At 46.6% G+C, this 17,416-nt stretch carries 22 protein-coding genes; all 22 read right to left on the bottom strand.

Translation table 11 applies throughout. From position 1 onward, the window contains the following. Positions 1 to 872, bottom strand: an 872-nt coding sequence (gene fabD / locus Q0438_RS10305; RefSeq protein WP_299190639.1) for an ACP S-malonyltransferase, incomplete at its 3' end; no start/stop codon positions are given. 9 nt (positions 873 to 881) lie between these two features. Continuing rightward, positions 882 to 1,529: an FKBP-type peptidyl-prolyl cis-trans isomerase gene (locus Q0438_RS10300; RefSeq protein ID WP_299190637.1), complete on the bottom strand. Its 648-nt coding sequence runs from the start codon at positions 1,527 to 1,529 to the stop codon at positions 882 to 884. Between the two features lie 49 nt (positions 1,530 to 1,578). Then, positions 1,579 to 2,439, bottom strand: coding sequence for a tetratricopeptide repeat protein (locus Q0438_RS10295; RefSeq protein ID WP_299190636.1), 861 nt, complete (start codon positions 2,437 to 2,439; stop codon positions 1,579 to 1,581). Continuing rightward, a complete protein-coding gene (locus tag Q0438_RS10290; protein ID WP_299190634.1) occupies positions 2,399 to 2,872 on the bottom strand; it encodes an OmpA family protein in 474 nt (157 codons plus the stop codon). Before Q0438_RS10290 ends, Q0438_RS10295 begins: the two co-directional genes overlap by 41 nt. 54 nt (positions 2,873 to 2,926) lie before the next feature. After that, positions 2,927 to 4,174 carry a Tol-Pal system protein TolB gene (gene tolB, locus Q0438_RS10285; RefSeq protein ID WP_299190632.1) on the bottom strand — a complete coding sequence of 416 codons (1,248 nt, stop codon included), beginning with the start codon at positions 4,172 to 4,174 and terminating at the stop codon, positions 2,927 to 2,929. A gap of 16 nt (positions 4,175 to 4,190) precedes the next feature. Beyond that, positions 4,191 to 4,580, bottom strand: coding sequence for a TonB C-terminal domain-containing protein (locus tag Q0438_RS10280; protein WP_299190631.1), 390 nt, complete (start codon positions 4,578 to 4,580; stop codon positions 4,191 to 4,193). A gap of 18 nt (positions 4,581 to 4,598) precedes the next feature. After that, positions 4,599 to 5,576, bottom strand: coding sequence for a TonB C-terminal domain-containing protein (locus Q0438_RS10275; RefSeq protein WP_299190629.1), 978 nt, complete (start codon positions 5,574 to 5,576; stop codon positions 4,599 to 4,601). Further along, positions 5,569 to 5,967, bottom strand: a complete 399-nt coding sequence (locus tag Q0438_RS10270; RefSeq protein ID WP_299190628.1) for a biopolymer transporter ExbD — start codon at positions 5,965 to 5,967, stop codon at positions 5,569 to 5,571. The genes Q0438_RS10275 and Q0438_RS10270 overlap by 8 nt, the downstream gene beginning before the upstream one ends. Then, positions 5,967 to 6,542, bottom strand: coding sequence for a MotA/TolQ/ExbB proton channel family protein (locus tag Q0438_RS10265; RefSeq protein ID WP_299190627.1), 576 nt, complete (start codon positions 6,540 to 6,542; stop codon positions 5,967 to 5,969). The genes Q0438_RS10270 and Q0438_RS10265 overlap by 1 nt, the downstream gene beginning before the upstream one ends. A gap of 2 nt (positions 6,543 to 6,544) precedes the next feature. Beyond that, complete coding sequence (gene atpC / locus Q0438_RS10260; RefSeq protein WP_299190626.1) at positions 6,545 to 6,949, bottom strand: ATP synthase F1 subunit epsilon; 405 nt, start codon at positions 6,947 to 6,949, stop codon at positions 6,545 to 6,547. 10 nt (positions 6,950 to 6,959) lie between these two features. Continuing rightward, entirely contained in the window at positions 6,960 to 8,357 is a 1,398-nt protein-coding gene (gene atpD, locus Q0438_RS10255) for a F0F1 ATP synthase subunit beta (protein ID WP_299190625.1), read from the bottom strand. A gap of 11 nt (positions 8,358 to 8,368) precedes the next feature. Next, positions 8,369 to 9,280, bottom strand: a complete 912-nt coding sequence (gene atpG / locus Q0438_RS10250) for an ATP synthase F1 subunit gamma (RefSeq protein ID WP_299190624.1) — start codon at positions 9,278 to 9,280, stop codon at positions 8,369 to 8,371. 12 nt (positions 9,281 to 9,292) lie between these two features. Beyond that, complete coding sequence (gene atpA / locus Q0438_RS10245) at positions 9,293 to 10,807, bottom strand: F0F1 ATP synthase subunit alpha (protein WP_299190623.1); 1,515 nt, start codon at positions 10,805 to 10,807, stop codon at positions 9,293 to 9,295. A gap of 11 nt (positions 10,808 to 10,818) precedes the next feature. Continuing rightward, positions 10,819 to 11,349: a F0F1 ATP synthase subunit delta gene (locus Q0438_RS10240; RefSeq protein WP_299190622.1), complete on the bottom strand. Its 531-nt coding sequence runs from the start codon at positions 11,347 to 11,349 to the stop codon at positions 10,819 to 10,821. Next, positions 11,349 to 11,864 carry a F0F1 ATP synthase subunit B gene (locus Q0438_RS10235; protein WP_299190621.1) on the bottom strand — a complete coding sequence of 172 codons (516 nt, stop codon included), beginning with the start codon at positions 11,862 to 11,864 and terminating at the stop codon, positions 11,349 to 11,351. Before Q0438_RS10235 ends, Q0438_RS10240 begins: the two co-directional genes overlap by 1 nt. 9 nt (positions 11,865 to 11,873) lie before the next feature. After that, positions 11,874 to 12,296 (bottom strand): F0F1 ATP synthase subunit B', encoded by a 423-nt coding sequence (locus Q0438_RS10230; RefSeq protein WP_297915456.1) that lies wholly within the window; start codon positions 12,294 to 12,296, stop codon positions 11,874 to 11,876. 74 nt (positions 12,297 to 12,370) lie between these two features. Beyond that, positions 12,371 to 13,234 (bottom strand): ParB/RepB/Spo0J family partition protein, encoded by an 864-nt coding sequence (locus Q0438_RS10225; protein WP_299190620.1) that lies wholly within the window; start codon positions 13,232 to 13,234, stop codon positions 12,371 to 12,373. After that, entirely contained in the window at positions 13,222 to 14,013 is a 792-nt protein-coding gene (locus tag Q0438_RS10220; RefSeq protein ID WP_299190619.1) for an AAA family ATPase, read from the bottom strand. The genes Q0438_RS10225 and Q0438_RS10220 overlap by 13 nt, the downstream gene beginning before the upstream one ends. Further along, positions 14,010 to 14,645 (bottom strand): biotin--[acetyl-CoA-carboxylase] ligase, encoded by a 636-nt coding sequence (locus Q0438_RS10215; RefSeq protein ID WP_299190618.1) that lies wholly within the window; start codon positions 14,643 to 14,645, stop codon positions 14,010 to 14,012. The genes Q0438_RS10220 and Q0438_RS10215 overlap by 4 nt, the downstream gene beginning before the upstream one ends. Positions 14,646 to 15,129: 484 nt before the next feature. Further along, positions 15,130 to 16,050, bottom strand: coding sequence for a methionyl-tRNA formyltransferase (gene fmt, locus Q0438_RS10210; RefSeq protein WP_299190617.1), 921 nt, complete (start codon positions 16,048 to 16,050; stop codon positions 15,130 to 15,132). Positions 16,051 to 16,168: 118 nt separating this feature from the next. Then, entirely contained in the window at positions 16,169 to 16,510 is a 342-nt protein-coding gene (locus Q0438_RS10205) for a hypothetical protein (RefSeq protein WP_299190616.1), read from the bottom strand. Positions 16,511 to 16,636: 126 nt separating this feature from the next. Then, a partial coding sequence (locus Q0438_RS10200) for a GTPase (RefSeq protein ID WP_299190615.1) occupies positions 16,637 to 17,416 on the bottom strand: 780 nt, incomplete at its 5' end.

Genomic DNA, 17,416 nt, shown 5'->3' with positions numbered 1-17,416 from the left:
TGCGTGATCTTTTTGTTTATCCCTTTTAAAACCACCGCGCCGAACTCGACGAAGCAATCTGCCGCGTCCTCGTAATTTTTGATACTTTGCTTGTAAAGTACGGGGCCGATAAGCTGGGCTTTCAGCAGCTCTAGCGCTTCGGATTTTGTCCTGTATGCGCGCGCCGTGGCGTTAGCGATGACGGGGGCAAAGCTCTCTTTTAACGCGGGGCGCAAAAATTCCAAAAGCTCGTCGCTAGCACTCCCTAGCATCGGGCAGTGGCTCGCGACACTCATATTCAGTAGCATTGCGCGCTTTGCACCCGCGGCTTTAAACTCGCCCTCGAGCGCTGCGAGATCATCTTTTTTGCCCGCGACTACGATCTGCCCGTCGCAGTTATAATTCGCCGCCCAAACCTGTTTGCCTGCGCTCGTCGCATCCGCGCAAATTTTTTCAACCGCCTCGTCGGCAAGAGCCAAGATCACCATCATTCCGGCGCCTTTGCCCTCGCAGGCGCTCTGCATTAGCCTGCCGCGAATATTTACTAGCTTTAGCATCTGCTTCGACTCTATGCCTCCCGCAGCGCTTAGCGCGCTAAACTCGCCCAGCGAGTGTCCGAGCAAAAACTGCGGAGCGATGTTAAGCTTTTCTTGATCCGCTCTTTCTTGCAGCGCCGCAAGCGCCATCATAGAATTTAATGCAATCGCAGGCTGCGTAAATTCCGAAATGTCGAGCTTGTCACTAGGCTCAAACAGTAAATTTTTAAAATCGATGCCGGTAAAACTTGAAGCTTCATCCAAAAGCGCGCGCGCAGAGGCGGAGTTCTCATAAAGCTCCCTGCCCATGCCTACGCTTTGGCAGCCCTGCCCTGGGAAGATAAAAGTAAATTTCATAAAAAAGTCCTAATGCTCGTGATGGTGCCCGCCGCAGCACTCGTGATCTTTCCCGTGATCGTGACCTCCGCAGCATTCATGACCGTCTGCATGCCCATGGCCTCCGCAACACTCGTGATCTTCTGCGTGATCGTGTCCGTGTCCGCCGCAGCACTCGTGCCCCTCGTGATGATTATGTCCGCAGCCGCAGCTGTGAGCACCCTCCGGCTGGCCGGTAAGAATTTCGTCCGCCGTCGCTTCGCGGTTTTCGACGATTTTTACGTTAAATTCCAGCTCCTTGCCCGCGAATGGGTGGTTGAAATCGATGGTAACGTCCTGCTCGCCGATAGCTTTGACGCTCACGCGGGTAGTTGCGCCGTCCTCCGCCTGACCGAAAAGCTCCATACCGACGACCAGATCGATGCCCGCAAACTGCTCTTTAGGCAGGATCTGCACGGCGTCTTCTCTATACTCGCCGACCCCGTCGCTCAGGCTTATTAGAACCGTTTTGCTCTCGCCCGCTTGTAGATTTAAAATTTCATCTTCCAGCTTTTGGATGATTTGATCTTTGCCGCTAAGAAAGGTGATCGGATCGGAGTTTAAATTTGATTCTAAAATTTCACCGGTTTTGCCGTCTTTTAGCTCGTAATGCATCTTTATAACTCGGTTGTTAGCCATAGTTTTCTCCTGTTTAGAATTTTATTTTGAGTTTGTATTTAAATTTAGATTATCTAGTGGGCGCGGCTTTGGCTTCTTTGGAGTCCGGATATGAAGCCTTTAGCGCTTTGTAGAATTTGTCTGCGCTGTCTTTATCGCCTATCTTATCGAAGCTGATCGCGGTGTGATAAAGAAGTTTTGGGGTGTAGTCTTGGCTCTCGTTGTGCGAGATGCTCTTTTTGTAATAGTTTATCGCTTCTGCGTATGAGCCGGAAAAATATGAAATTTCGCCCAGCATATAGTTTGCCTTCGCTGGCTTGTAATTTTTGGATACTAGATAGGTGTAGCGCTCTTTTGCGCCGGAATAGTCTTTTTTAGCATATAAAGCATCGGCCTCTTTCAACACCGAAGCCTGATCTTTTGATTTAAAATCGGAATCTGTTTTTGTGCTAGCGGGAGCCGGGGCAGTGCTTGCGTCTAATTCAGCGTTTTTTTTTACGCTGCCGCCGCTGCCTAATTTTTTATTAATCTCTGCGATTTGAGCTTTTATAGTAGCGATATCTCGTTTCATCTGATCTAGCTCGCTGCTGCCTTGGCTTTTGCCGGTAGCGCGAATCTCTAGATCCGCTACTCTGCTTTCAAGTTTTGAAATTTGGGAGTTAGTACCTTCAAGCACTGTACGCAAGCCTTCTACGCTCTCGCGAGTACTATCAACGCTAGACTGCATCTCGCTTATGCGCTTGCGATTGTCGCGCAATACTTGCTCATTCTCGGTAAGCCCATAAGAGCTTCCGGAGTCGATACTGCCTGCGCTAAATGCGGAAGTTTCGGCATTTAAAAAGGTGGCAGCTCCCAAAAGAGCTACCACCGTAAAATTTTTAAATTTCAAATTAGAAACCAACTTTGAATTCGTCGCGTCTATTTTGAGCATCGCACTCTTTAGAATGCTCTGTGCAAACCATGTTGCTCTCGCCGTAGCTCACTACGGAAATTCTGCCCTCGCTTACGCCTTGAGCAACTAATGCATCTTTAGCTGCAGTAGCTCTCTTTAGACCAAGAGCGTAGTTGTACTCGTCAGAACCCCACTCGTCGCAGTTACCCTCAACTTTAACAGTTAGAGCCTCTGCACCTGCTTGGTTAAATAGAGCTGCATTGTTATTGATTGTGCCTTGTTGATCGGCTCTAATATTAAATTTATCAAAGTCGAAATAAACTGTGCCTACCTCGCTTTGGATCTGAGCGGCCAAAGCAGCTAGTCTGTCTCCATTATTTGAGTTTGAAGAATCAACCTCTGGAGTTTTTTTAGAACAACCGCTCAATAATAGAGCAGCAACTGCTATCGAAGATAAAACTAAATGTTTCATTTCCTATCCTTTCAAAAAAATTGAAGTCATTATATCATAGAGTTTTTTAATATTTTACCAATCAACGGACTGAATTTTACCGATTCTTAACGGAAATTGGAAGCTTTTATTCTCATTAACTCTGATAATGCCTACAGAACTGCCGCCGCCGTCCTGCTTGATAAACATGATGCTACCGCCGTCGCTGGAAAATCTAGGAAACATATTTTTTCCGCTGGCTGTTAGCTGGCGTATCATATCGGTTTTGGTGGAGATTAAATAGATATTGAATCCGCCTCCGCCGTCGCGACTGGAATAAGTAATATAGTTGCCGTTGGTGCTGATGGAGTTATTGTTTTTACCGTGATATACGAGCTGCTCTACGTTTCCGCCGTTTACGCTGGTAGCAAATACGTTCGGATAGCCCAAACGATCGCTAACAAACGCTATGCGCGAATCGCCGTCGATAAAATTTCCATTGACGTCGATGCCGGGATAGTTTGTGACCTGTTTAGCGGAGCCGGAAGCTATATCGTAAACATACACGTCGGGTTGATCTTTAGGTGCGTTTGTAATGAGAAGCTTTCTGCCGTCTGCGCTGACATCCGATGCGATCGTCATGCCGTGGCCGGTAAAAATTTTACTCTTGCTGCCATTAGATAGATTAAATTTATAGATAGCGGGCGTATTTTTATTGACGTAGTAGGTGTAATAAAATTCATTCTGAGCCGCGCTTGCCCATTTAGGGAAGATATTTAATCCGCCGCGAAGCACTACCTGCTGATAGGTAAGCGTATAATCCGCCACCATGATCTCGCTTTCGCGCGTCGAAGTATAGCGCGATAGCAGAATCATCTCCTTCATCCAATCGACATTTGAATACCCTAGCTGCTTAACGATCTCAGATACCGCCATATGCGCTAAAAACGGATACTTTTCGGCATTTGAAAGCGTAAAGTTCTTCTCATACATTACCCTGCCGCTGTTTGCCTCAAGCACTTTGGCTTTTAGACTCATCGGCGAGCTTTTCTCGCTTACCGCGTAGCGTACGATAAGAGCGGCGCCGCTAGAGCCGAGATTGCCGGAGGCGTCCGCATCGTAGCTGCTTTGCAGATACTCGTCGCTAACCTCGAAAGTAGCGCCTACCTTCAGGTCGCCCACCATCAGTTTGAAGAATTTATTGCTAAATTCCGAATTTGGAATGTTTGATGCGTCTTGAACGATGATTTTAGGTAAATTTACCCCTTCGTTCACGATAGACATCGTCGCATCCACGGCAAAAAGGCTGCCGCAAAATGCAAGAATCATAAGCAGTTTTTTCATCTTTTCTCCTTTAAATTTAATTTGATTTCATAATCTCGGATAATCTCATATTAAGTTCATGAGGTTTATTGTCCGGTGATTTTGAAAAATTTTGCTCTGAAAGCCCTTTTAAAAAATCATTAAGCTTTTGATTAAATTTTATATCGCGCCCTAGCTCGATGATTTTATAATCCGTTACTCGTCCGTCTGCGCCGAAAGTAACCTCAATCATCGCGCTATCGTTAGTGGTAGGATCTTGTTTTAGCCATAGATCTTCCATCTTTTTTGCAATCTCTCCGTAATAAGCCTTTAATTTAGAATTTTGAATTTCGATGTTTAAATTTGAAGAGGTAGAATTTTTAGCAGAATCCACATCTTCTGCAAAAAGCATACAGCAAAACACAAAAATACTAAAAAGTTTTTTCACTCTTTTCCTTACAAAATTCTAATTCGACTTCATCACGTCGGACATCTTAGTCTCGATCTCATGCGACGCTCCGTCTGGAGACTTCGGGAAGCTCTGTGTCGAAAGATTGTCCAAAAAATCTCGCAGTTTCTGGTTAAATTCCGTCTCGCGTCCGAGCTCGATGATTTTATAATCCACAACCCGTCCGTCTGCACCGAAAATTATCTTAATCGTCGCATCATCTTTCGTGGTCGCTACGTACCTACTCCATAAAACCTGAAGCTTCTTTTCTATCGCACCAAAATAGGCGTTAAATTCTCCCGTCCTTTGCGTCCTACCGCCTAGCTTATCGGATTTAACGATGGCATTTTTGGATGCCGCTTTGTCCTTGGCGCTAGAAGTGGCGGTTTCTTTATCGGACTTTTTATTGCTCTGAACCGCATCGCTAGCTTTGGCGCTTTCCTCAAGCTTCTTATTGTCCTTAGTCGTATCCGAAAAAAGATCGCTCAAGCTCGGTTTTTCCTCTTTTTTCGGCTCAGGCTTCGCCTCTTCCTTTTTCTCCACCGTCTTTTCAGCCGGCTGATCCTCTACCTTGGGTTCGGGCTTAGGCTCTTCCTTCTTTGGCTCCGCCTTGGGCTCCTCTTTTTTAGGCTCGGGTTTTGGCTCCTCTTTAGGCTTTTGGGGCTCTTGCGTTTTACTAGGCGGCGGTGGAGCGACGACCTGCGCCGTAGTTTTTATCTTATCCTCCTCTACATCCTTTATTTGCTTGTTATCAAGCTCGCCCTGCTTCGTTTCTTTGGCGATTTCAGGCGCGGAGGGTAGTTTATCATCTATTTCAAAATCAAAAGTAACGTCCATATAATCGTTTGGATTGTCCGTATATTTTTTAAATTTTTCCTGCGGTCTGGAAATTTGATAAAGTAGAATAAAAACAACCATCAGATAGGTAAAAACGGCGATCAGAAACGATTTGAAATTATCGTATCTAACCCCCGTAAAATTTGAATAATTAGCCATTTGTTTGAAGTGCGACTTTCGTAAAGCCGGCTTGTTTCAAAGTCTTTAAAACAAACATAACGTCGTCGTAAATAAGCCTTTTATCGGCTTGGATGAAAACGGGCTTATCTAAGCTATACTTGCCCGTGCCTTTGATAAGCACGAGATTGTCGGGCAATTCCGCCAGGCTCATCGAGCTTCTATCGATATAGACTTTGCGATCCTCACCTATACGAACCAGTAAAAATTCCGCCGTATTCTGCGAGACTTGTGCCTTTGAGCCGCTAGGTAGCTCGATCTTTTCGTCGTAGATTATCGCCGTTTGTGCAACCATCAAAATCGCCAGCAGAACGAGCATAATATCAACGAGCGGCGTGATATTAAGCTCTGGATTTTCATCGAAGTTATACATTAAATAGCTTTTCCGGTATTTGCTTTAAATAGCAAAATATCTGCTGTACGGCTGATGATACTCATCACTTCGTAGGCTTTGCGTTTAATAAGCAGACTAAAAGTATAAGCGGGGATCGCTACGAAAATTCCGCATCCGGTGGCAACCAGCGCCTCGCTAATCGCGGGAGCGATAGTCTCGATACCGGAATTTCCGCCGCCAAGCTTCGAAAAGGTATCTAGGATACTAACGACCGTACCGAATAGCCCGATAAAAGGCGATGTAGAAGCGATGATAGATAGCCACGTAAGTCCGCTAGTGGAATCTCGCTCTGCCTTGCCCTTATAAATAGCGAGAGCCTCTTTTGAAATTTTTTCTGTGTTTATCTTTTGAAAGATGGAGCCGGAGAGCGAAATCCTGCCGCCCATTAAAAGGGATTCTAGCGCCTTAGCTTCGCGATGCTGCCATGCGCTAAGACCTGCGTATCTGGAAATCAAGATCGTAAAAGTAACGATAAAATAGATGGATAGCCAAGAAAGCACGAATATAGTAATAAACGTGCTTCTTGTAAAATAACTTAAAATCAGATCTAACATACTTAACTTTGCCTTGCGAATTCGTCTACTCTAGCCATAATCGCCGCAGAATTTGCCGTATCCGAGCTTATCGATGCAAGTAGATCTTTAGCTCGCTGTAAAGACTTCGCGACCGCATTCTCGCTATCGCCGCCGATAGCTACGGCTCGGGTGGCTAAGATAGTAGTTTTTTCTTCATCAACTTCTAAAAATCCGTCATTTACCAAAACAAGCTGCTTTTTGCCATCTCTATCCACGATCTCGACGACTCCGCCTTCGCTTTTATCTTTAAGTCCCGTTAGTAGGCTCGCATGCCCGGGCAAAACGCCTAGCTCGCCGGTAATACCTGGCAGCTGGACGGATTTAACTTCGCCCGAAAAGACCATTCCTTCGGGCGTAACGATATCTAAAAGCAAAAATTCTTTCATCTTAAAATTCCTATGCTTTCATCTTTTCAGCTTTTGCCACTACCTCGTCGATATTTCCTACCATGTAAAAGGCATTTTCCGGCAGATCGTCGTATTTGCCCTCTAAAATTCCCTTAAATCCGGCGATAGTCTCCTCTAGCGAGATATATTTACCGGGGCTTCCGGTAAATACCTCGGCGACGAAAAACGGCTGAGATAGGTAGCGCTCGATCTTTCTAGCACGCTCGACTACGAGTTTATCCTCTTCGCTAAGCTCATCCATACCTAAAATCGCGATGATATCCTGCAAATCTTTGTATTTTTGAAGCACCGCTTGGACTCCGCGAGCGACTTTATAATGCTCCTCGCCGATGATTTGCGGATCGAGCATTCTTGAGGTCGAATCAAGCGGATCGACGGCAGGATAAATTCCTTTTTCGGCGATCGCTCTGTTTAGAACGGTCGTCGCATCAAGGTGCGCAAAAACGGTCGCCGGCGCCGGATCGGTAAGGTCGTCCGCAGGCACGTAAACGGCCTGAACGGAGGTAATGGAGCCCTTCTTTGTAGAAGTAATTCGCTCTTGCAGTTTACCCATTTCGCTAGCAAGGGTAGGCTGATAACCGACCGCAGATGGAATTCGTCCTAAAAGCGCGGACATCTCCGAACCCGATTGCGAGAAGCGGAAGATATTATCGATAAACATCAAAACGTCAAGCCCTAGCTCGTCTCGGAAATACTCAGCCATCGTAAGACCGGTTAGCGCGATACGATTTCTCGCTCCCGGCGGCTCGTTCATCTGGCCGTAGGTCAAGGCGACTTTATCCAAAACGCCCGATTCTTTCATCTCGTTATAAAGGTCGTTTCCCTCTCTCGTTCGCTCGCCGACGCCTGCAAATACGGAGTAGCCGCTGTGTTTGAAAGCGACGTTGTGGATTAGCTCCATAATAATAACGGTCTTGCCGACGCCCGCACCGCCGAATAGTCCTACCTTGCCACCCTTTGCGTAAGGAGCAAGCAGATCGACGACCTTGATGCCGGTTTCAAAAATTTCGCTCTTCGTGCTTTGATCCTCAAAGCTTGGCGGATCTCTGTGGATCGACCAGCGAGTTTCAAATTTCTCATCCTCGCCCTCGTCGATTAGATCGCCCGTGACGTTAAAAATTCTACCCAAGACCTTTTCACCCACCGGCACCGTAATAGGCGCGCCGAGAGCCACGGCCTCGAGTCCTCGCTTTAGTCCGTCGCTCATATCCATAGCGATCGTACGGACGCGGTTGTCTCCAAGGTGTGCGGCTACTTCGAGGACAAGCCTTCTGTGGCTTCCTTCTACGTCAAATTTAACCTCGATAGCTTCGTTGATTTTCGGCAAGTAGTCCTTAAAATCGACATCGACTACCGGACCCATTACCTGAGAAATTATTCCTTTCATCCATTCTCCTTTCACTTCATTGATTCCACGCCGCTTATGATCTCGATAAGCTCGGTCGTGATAGAGCCTTGTCTGGCTTTATTGTATGCTAAATTTAGCTGCGATACGCGCTCTTTAGCGTTGTTGGTCGCATTTTCCATAGCGTTCATTCTAGAGCAGTGCTCCGCGGCCAAAGAGTCGATCAGCGCGTAATACATGCTGTAGCTAAGATAGCTCTGGATTAAATTTAGCATCAAAATTTCTTCATCCTCCGGGGACAGCACCTCGATCTCCATAGTGGAGGCGTTTTTTATAGAATTTTCATCTATACTAGGTTCGCCGATAGGAACTAAAGTATTGACGCGCATCTCCTGAGAGATCATATTCAAATAGCCGTTGTGAATGAGTATGACCTCGTCGGTCCTACCTTCGTTAAAATCCTTAACCGCGGCTTGAACGATCTCGTTGGCTTTATCGGACGACGGAGAGGAGCTCACGCCTATATATCGCTCCAAAAGCTCGACGCCCTGAAAATCGAAATACTCTATCCCCTTTTTACCGACGGCGCGAAGGCGGACTTTGATCTTTTTAGCTTTAAATTCCTCGATCAGAGCTTTGATCTTTTTGATGGTGTTGATATTAAAACCGCCGCAAAGCCCTTTGTCTGCGGTGATAAATAGCAGATCGACCACCTTTACTTCTCGCGTGGTATCGAAAATTTTAAGCTTTTCGTCGTTGCCTGCGTTGCCGGCTACGTACTCTTTCATATGCGCCGAAATTTTACTCAAAACCTCGTTGATCTTTACCGCATAAGCGCGCGATCGCATCGCCGCCTCTTTGGTGTTTTTGAGCTTAACGTTAGAGACCAGCTTCATAGCCTTGGTGGTCTTCTCCGTATTTTTGACGCTCTTGATCTGTAGCTTTATATCTTTTAAATTTGCCATAATTTAGCCCTTTTAAGCGGCAAACGTCGCTTTAAAGTCATTTAATGCCTTGATTAAATTTTCTTCCAGATCTTTTTCGAGGGTTTTTTTGCTTCTGATCTCTTCAAAAATTTCAGGATATTTCGCCTCGATATACGGATAGAGCTCGGCTTCAAATTTACCGATCGAGCTTACGGGTATGTCGTCCAAAAATCCGCGGCTTCCCGCAAAAATAATAACCACTTGATTTTCGACCGGAAGCGGCGAGTAAGGAGGTTGCTTTAAAATTTCGACCATTCTTTGTCCGCGATCCAGCTGCTTGCGGCTACTCTCGTCCAAGTCGCTCGCAAACTGCGCAAACGCCTGAAGCTCGCGGTATTGAGCAAGATCCAGACGCAAGGTTCCGGAGACCTTTTTGATCGCTTTAATCTGCGCAGAACCGCCGACGCGACTAACCGAAAGACCCACGTTGATCGCCGGACGAATTCCCGAGTTAAACAGGCCCGACTCCAAGAAAATTTGACCGTCGGTGATAGAGATGACGTTCGTAGGGATATATGCCGAAACGTCGCCCGCCTGCGTCTCGATGATAGGAAGTGCCGTTAGGCTACCTGCGCCCAATGCGTCGCTTAGCTTGCTAGCGCGCTCAAGCAAACGGGAGTGTAGGTAGAATACGTCGCCCGGATACGCCTCGCGTCCCGGCGGACGGCGCAAGATAAGCGACATCTCGCGATACGCAACCGCGTGTTTACTAAGATCATCGTAGATGATAAGCGCGTGGCGAGAGTTATCTCTGAAATACTCGCCCATAGTGCAGCCCGAATAAGGCGCTAGATATTGAAGCGCAGCCGCTTCGCTAGCGTTTGCGGCGACAACGATCGTATAATCCATCGCGCCGTATTCCTCAAGCTTTTTAACGACTTGTGCGACGGTGGATTGCTTCTGTCCGATCGCTACGTAGATACAAACGACGTCTTGACCCTTTTGGTTGATGATGGTATCGACGGCGACGGTGGTTTTACCGGTTTGGCGGTCACCGATGATGAGCTCGCGCTGTCCGCGGCCGATCGGCACTAGCGCGTCGATCGCCTTAAGGCCGGTCTGAAGCGGCTCGTGAACGGATTTACGAGCCATAATGCCTTTGGCCTTTTCTTCGACGAATCTGGTATCGCTAGTCTCTATCGCGCCTTTGCCGTCGATCGGCTCGCCTAGAGCGTTTACCACGCGACCGATCATAGCATCGCCCACAGGCACGCGAAGTAGTTTGCCTAGTCTTTTTACGCTGCTTCCCTCGTTTATGCCGCTAGTATCGCCCAAAATAACGATACCGACGCTGCTCTCCTCTAAATTTAACGCGATGCCGCGAGCTCCGTTTTCAAACTCAAGCATCTCGTTGGCCATTACGTTTTTTAAGCCGTAAACATTGGCAACACCGTCGGCAACGGAAACGACCCTGCCAGTCTCTTCGACATCAACGCTAAGATCAAAGCTCTCGATTCGCTCTTTAATTATGCTACTGATTTCATCTGCTTTAATTTTCGCACCCACGCTCTACTCCTTTAAATTGCTTTTAAAATATATTCACTCATTTTTTGTTTCAATCTATCGACAGAAAAACTAATCTCAAAACCCAGATCCTCGACCTCTATCTTGATACCGTCAAGCTCGCTTTTTACCGGCTCAAGTTTGATATCGGCGTTAAATTTCTTTGAAATTTTATCCTCTAAATCTCTGATCTTTGCGTCGTCGATATCGCGGCTACAATAGATCTTACCTAGATATTTATTATCCAAAGCGGAGATGTTTTTGCGCAGATCCTCAACTATCTGCGGGATCAGCGCAATGCGTCCGTTTTTAGCTAGTAGCTTGATAAAATTTACAATCTTTTCGCTTGGATTTTTTATAAACGACGTGATCAGCTCCACCTTCGGCTCGTCCTTGAGCATCGGGGATTTGATTATGTCTTGAAATTTAGGAATTTTAAATGCACTTGCGATGCTCTCTAGCGTCTGCAAAAGCGCGCCGAGCTCATCTTTTTTATAGACTTGTATCAGGGCGTTTACGTATCTTTTTGAGGTATTGTCTAACATCACACCGCCTTTTTCTCTACGATTTGAACTAGTTTGTCTTGATCAAATTTAACGCCGCTTTGCCCAAAAACGTCTTCTAAAATTTCGCTAGTGACCTCTTTTGCGATCTTGCGTGTCTCAAAATCCTTCTGCTCGTCGTAAGATTTTTGTAAATTTGAAATCTCTTGCTCGGTAGAGCTTTTTATCTTTTCGGCGGCGAAGATTATCTCTTTTTTAGCCGTTTCGATCAGAGCTGCGCCTTGGACCCTGGCAGCCTCCAAATCCTTTTTGGCCTGCTCTTTGCGCTCACGCGATTCTTTTAAAATTCTTTGATTGGCTTCCAGCCTGGATGCGATACCGTCGATCCTGGCGCGATATGCCGCTTTTGCGGGGCCTTTTAAAAGATAAAACAAAATTCCGAAAAATAAAACGAAATTTATGGTTCTCCACACGACGTCGTAATCCTTCGCTCCGTCGTGCCCTCCGCTTGCTAAAACAAGCGCCGGAACGATAAACAAAAGTAGATATTTTTTCATATTTGCCCTTTAAATTCTAGCCAAGGCGCCGCTTAGCGCGTCTTTAAATTCAGGAATTTTGATTTGCAAATCGCTCTTTAGGCTCTGTTTTTGCTCATCCAGGCCGCCTAAAAATTTATTGAAATCATCTTCCATCGCGGCTTTTTTCTCGGCTATCTCTCTGCTTGCGGCCTGCTTAGCGCTATCCATCGCCTCTTGTTTGATCTTTGCGGCCTCAAGTCGCGCCTCTTCCAAGACTCTGGCTATCTCGGCTTTGTTTGAATCGGCGTCCATTGCGTTCTTTTTGGCATTCTCTTCGTCCTCTTGAATGATGGCTTCGCGCTTTTGCATATGTAAAAGTAGCGGTCTATAAAGCTTAATATTTAAGAAATAGATCAAAGCTAGAAACACTACGATGGTCGTTGCCATGGCGGTCAAACTTACATCTAGCATCGCACCTCCTCTAGGTTAGTTTTAAACAAAATGTGTATTTTACAATATGAAAAATTAAAATACACTATAAAAGGCTATCCGATTCGCTTTAAAAACTCGGAAATTTGTAAAATTTCATTAAATTCTATTGAAATTTTTCGATCTTTAATGCTGATTTTTCCAAATTTATCCAGCTTGCTCTTAAGCTTTAAAAGCTCGGGTCTAAAGTTTTCAAATCCGCCGCGAGATTTTTTATCCCTCGGCTTTGTTTTATCTTTGAGCTTTTTTACTAAATTTTCGGTATCCCTCACGCTTAGACGCTGTCCTAAAATCGTATTTAGAGCCAAAATTTGATCCGCTTTTTCAAGCCCTACGATCACTTTGGCATGTCCTTGCGAAATTTTATCGGCGCTTACCGCATCTTGCACCTCGTCGCAAAGGCTTAGCAGGCGAAGCGTATTTGTAATCTGAACGCGAGATTTTTTGATAATGTCAGCAAGCTCCTCTTGGGTAATCCTATACTCGCCGATCAGCTCCTTGTAGGATTTGGCAAGCTCAATCGGGTTTAGATCCTCGCGCTGGATATTTTCGATAAGGGCAAGCTCCCTTAAATTTTGAGATTTTATGTCCGCGACTACGGCCTTGATTTTGCGCTCGCCAAGAAGCTTCGTCGCTCTTAAGCGTCGCTCGCCGGCGATGAGGACGTAAGAATCGTCCTTTTGAATGACGATGATAGGCTGAATAAGCCCGTGTCTAGCGATACTGTCGCTTAACTCTCTTAACGCTTCTTTGTCGAAATTTGAACGCGGCTGATATGGGTTGGGCTCTATTTTATCTACGTCGATTTCGATGATTAAATTTTCCGCGTTTCCGCCTTCAAGCTCTTTGTTGTACGAACTCTCGACGTCCTCTAAAATAGCACCTAGACCGCGTCCGAGCGCTCTTTTTATCTTGCCCATTTTTGCTCCATTATGGATTTGGCAAGGTCTTGATAGGCGATGGAGCCGGCGGATTTTTTATCGTATAAAATTACTGGTTTGCCGAAGCTTGGGCTTTCAGCCAATTTGATATTGCGCGGAATGATAACCAAATCGTCGGTTTTGCCTATGCGAAAGAGCTTATCGTCGAAGTATTCGCGCAAATTTGCAACGGTTTCTTTTGCTAGGTTGTTTTGCAAGCTGTACATCGTCGGCAAGAACCCGCGAATTTTTAAATTTTTATTGACCGTTTGTTTGACGACCTTTACGGTGTTTAGGATTAGCGCGACGCCCTCAAGCGCGTAGAATTCGCACTGAATCGGGATGATGACGCTATCGCTTGCCGCTAGGGCGTTTACCGTGATGCTACCCAGCGTAGGCGGCGAATCGATAATGATAAAATCATATCTATCGGCAACTTCGGAAATTTTATTTTTCAGCGTCAGTTTGAAATCCTTCTCCTCAGACGCTTCGCGCTCGATACCCACTAGACCGATGTTTGACGGCACCAGATCCATAAACTCAAGCTCGGTTTTTTGGATCACCTCGGACATATTCTTGCGCCCCGTTAGGACATGGTAGATGTTAAACTCAAAATCGCTGCGGTTAAAGCCAAGCCCCGTAGTGGCGTTTGCTTGCGGGTCGATATCGATTAGCAATACGCGCTTTTTCTTGCTCGCCAAAGATGCGGCGAGATTGACCGCTGTCGTCGTTTTACCGACGCCTCCCTTTTGATTTGCTATCGTAATTATTTCACTCATCTTAAAGCATACACCCTTTCTTCGTTTATTATGATCGATCCGTCATCGCAAAGTTTCGCCTGCGCAAGCGAAATTTTTTCGCCGCCCAAATGGACGCTAAAATTTTGCGATTTTTGGAATTGTAACGAAAAATTTCTAAAAATTTGCTTCCACGAGATTTTATTTTCATATAGCGCGAAAAAGCCCGTTATTGCGTCTTTTGCGCTGATTTTTACATCTAAAATTCCCGCATATTCGGGCGTACTGACTAGATTAATTCCGATGCCGCAAATTAAGTTATCTTTAATCTTATTCGTCATTGCTCCGCCGATTTTACGCTCGCCCAGATAAAAATCGTTGGGCCATTTCAGCCAAAGCTGCGAACCGAGCGATGCGAGAAATTCCCGCATAATCATCGCAAAATATATGCTTGCCGATTGTAGCGGTACATCCGCGGGCAGATCCGTTTGGGCTATGCAAAACGAAAAGGCAAGATCGCCGCTCGCGCCCTCCCAGTCGTTGCCGCGCGAGCCGATACCTGCTATCTGACGCTCTGCCGCGATCGCGAAGGGCGGCTTTACTCTGCCCTCCCGCACGGCATCCACCAAAAACTCCTGCGTGGAGGGCATCTGCTCTACAAATTCTATCTGCAAAACCCGCTCCTTGCGTAAAATAAGGCGCTCATTTTACGATATTGTAAGCATTTAAATTCCGCGCTGCGATAAAATTTTGCAAGAAGATGAAATTTCGGACGATGAAATTTTACGGCATAGCGGAATTTTGTGCGATGAAATTTAGCGATTTTACTAAATTTTTCGGTGATACGGATCTTTTTGACAGCACGGCGATAAAATTTTAAAGCTCCGCCTCGTAAAAATTCTGCTGTATTATCGCAGAATTTTAAGTGGTATGTGTTTAGTATGACGCCGCAAGGTCCGCAACTGCCAAAGCAAAATTTTAAGCTCCTGCGAGCGTAAAATTTTAGAGCATAGAAGCGAGATTTTAAAATTTTATAGAAATGCGATTTCAGGGCTTCGTCCAGAAATTCCGCGAAGTAAAATTTTACTTCGCGATCGCGACGGAATTTCGCCTCTACGCTAAAGGTGCGGCGCAAAACGCGAGCCTTCAAAACCCAACCTAGCATAGCAGATCGCCGATCTTTAGCCGCTTGCCGTTTAGATACGCGCTAGCATCTACGGGCTTTTTGCCCGGCTCTTGCACCTTTAAAATCTTAACTGCGCCTTCGCTGCATGCGACGCCAAAGCCGAGCTTATCGACGCTTAAAATTTCGCCTTTGCGTTCAAATTTGCACTCGCGGGATTCGCGCAAGATTTCTAAATCCAAGATTTTTAGTCCGCTAGCTAGATAAATCCCCGGCCAGGGCGTTAGCGCGCGAAATTTATTATAAATTTGCTCCGAGCTCTGCTCGAAGCTAAAAAGTCCGTCGGATTTGCTTATTTTTTTGCAGTGCGTTGCCTGCGCGCCCTCTTGCTTTAGCGGCGTTAATTTTGCAAAATTTTGCAGCACTCGCACGATAAGCTCACCCGCCAGATCCCCGAGCTCGTCAAACAGCTGCGCCGCCGTTTTGTCCTCGCAAGGCGTGTAGGCAAAATCAAGCATATCGCCCGTATCAAGCCCCGCATCCATCAGCATCGCCGTCACGCCCGTCTGCTTTTCGTCCGCCAAGATCGCGCTTTGAATGGGGCTCGCGCCGCGGTATTTAGGCAGGATCGAGGCGTGCAGGTTTATGCAAGGCGCAAGCTCAAGGATAGCCTGCGGCAAAATTTTACCGTATGCGGCAACCACGATAAAATCAGGCTTTAGCTCTTTTATCTGAGCTGCGACCGTCTCGTCTCTTAAAGTCCCAGGCTGAAAGATCGGTGCGGCGGGCAGGTGCTGCTGCGCGTAAGTTTTCACCTCGCTTGGAGTTAAAATTTGCTTCCTGCCGGCGGGTTTATCAGGCTGCGTAAATACGGCCGCGATCTCAAATTTCGCCTCCGCAAGCGCGCACAAAATTTTAGCCGCGTACTCGGGCGTTCCCATAAAAACTATATTCATTCTTTTCCTTTAAATTTAGTCAAATCGCGGCGCGAGCAATAATGCGGGCGCTGGCAATGTGTGAAGCAAAATTTTACGTAAACCGTGGAGCAAACCAGAGTCCATACTCGCCCGCGCGCTATTTGACGGCGGATTGATTTTCATCTCCGCCTTGATCCTTCCAAGGCCAAAAAGCGCACGGATCTTCGGACCAATAAATCTTTGCGGACGGTTTCGCTGCCAGCTCATCCAGGCTAATCTTGCCGTCACGATTAGCGTCTAACCTCTTAAATTCCGAGCCTGAGCGCAAATTTAGCTCTACTCTCAGCCCAGACGGCACCTCGCTCGCCATCCACTCCTGCAAGCTTAGCGCGCCGTCGCGATCTTTATCGTTAAAGTCCATAAAATTCGGCACCGGATCGGCGGGATCACACGCATATACGCCGAAGCATAACAGTGCGAGGATAAAAATTTTATTCATTTCGCCTTCTTAAATTTTATCTTTTTGCGGCGTTTGCGAGCGATAAACATAAAATTTACCCGCATACACGGGCGCGTTTAAGGCCCGCATTCACAAAAGCCCTCTGCGGCGCGGCTTTAGCACAACCTACAGCTCCTTTTTAAGCAGCTCAAGCAGGCTAAATTTTAGCTCGTTTATATTTTGTCCCGTCGCCGAGGAGATCGGCATCACGAAAAACGGCTTAGCGGCGTCAAACTCATAAATATCTTGTTTAAATTTCATCTCGCCAGCCGTGCCCGCAAGTCCCAAATGCGACAAAAAAGCGTCAAATTTTTCCTGCAAATTTTCGGCCGCGTCCGCGCGAGTTAGAGCGATCGCGTAGTCTCTTTTTGCAAGCTCGCCTGAAAATTTCGCCGTCTCGGCCCGCAGCGCGTCAAACTGCTCCTCAAGGCTGCGGTAGTTCGCAAGATCTAGCATAAAAAGCAAAATTTTCGTGCGCTCGACGTGTTTTAAAAACTGCACGCCAAGTCCGCGCCCCTCGCTTGCGCCCTCGATTATGCCTGGGATATCGGCCATGACAAAGCCACTGTATTCATCAACCTCGACGAGACCGAGCTTTGGCGTGAGCGTGGTAAACTCGTAGTTTGCGATCTGCGGTTTGGCGTTTGAGACGGTCGAGATTAGCGTGCTTTTACCTACGTTTGGAAAGCCCACGAGACCCACGTCGGCGATGAGCTTAAGCTCCAGCCGCACCTCGCGCGTTTCGCCCTCAAGGCCTTTTTGCGCGTATTCGGGGGCTTGATTGATCGAGCTTTTAAAATGCACGTTGCCAAGCCCGCCTTTGCCGCCTTTTAAAAATAGCTTCGTTTCGCCGTCGTTTAGCATATCAAGCACCAGCTCGCCGCTATCCTCGTCGTAAACGCTGGT

Source organism: uncultured Campylobacter sp. (assembly GCF_938030785.1).
In the GTDB taxonomy this organism is placed as follows: Bacteria; Campylobacterota; Campylobacteria; order Campylobacterales; family Campylobacteraceae; genus Campylobacter_B.
This window is presented reverse-complemented; position numbering and strand designations above follow the sequence as displayed.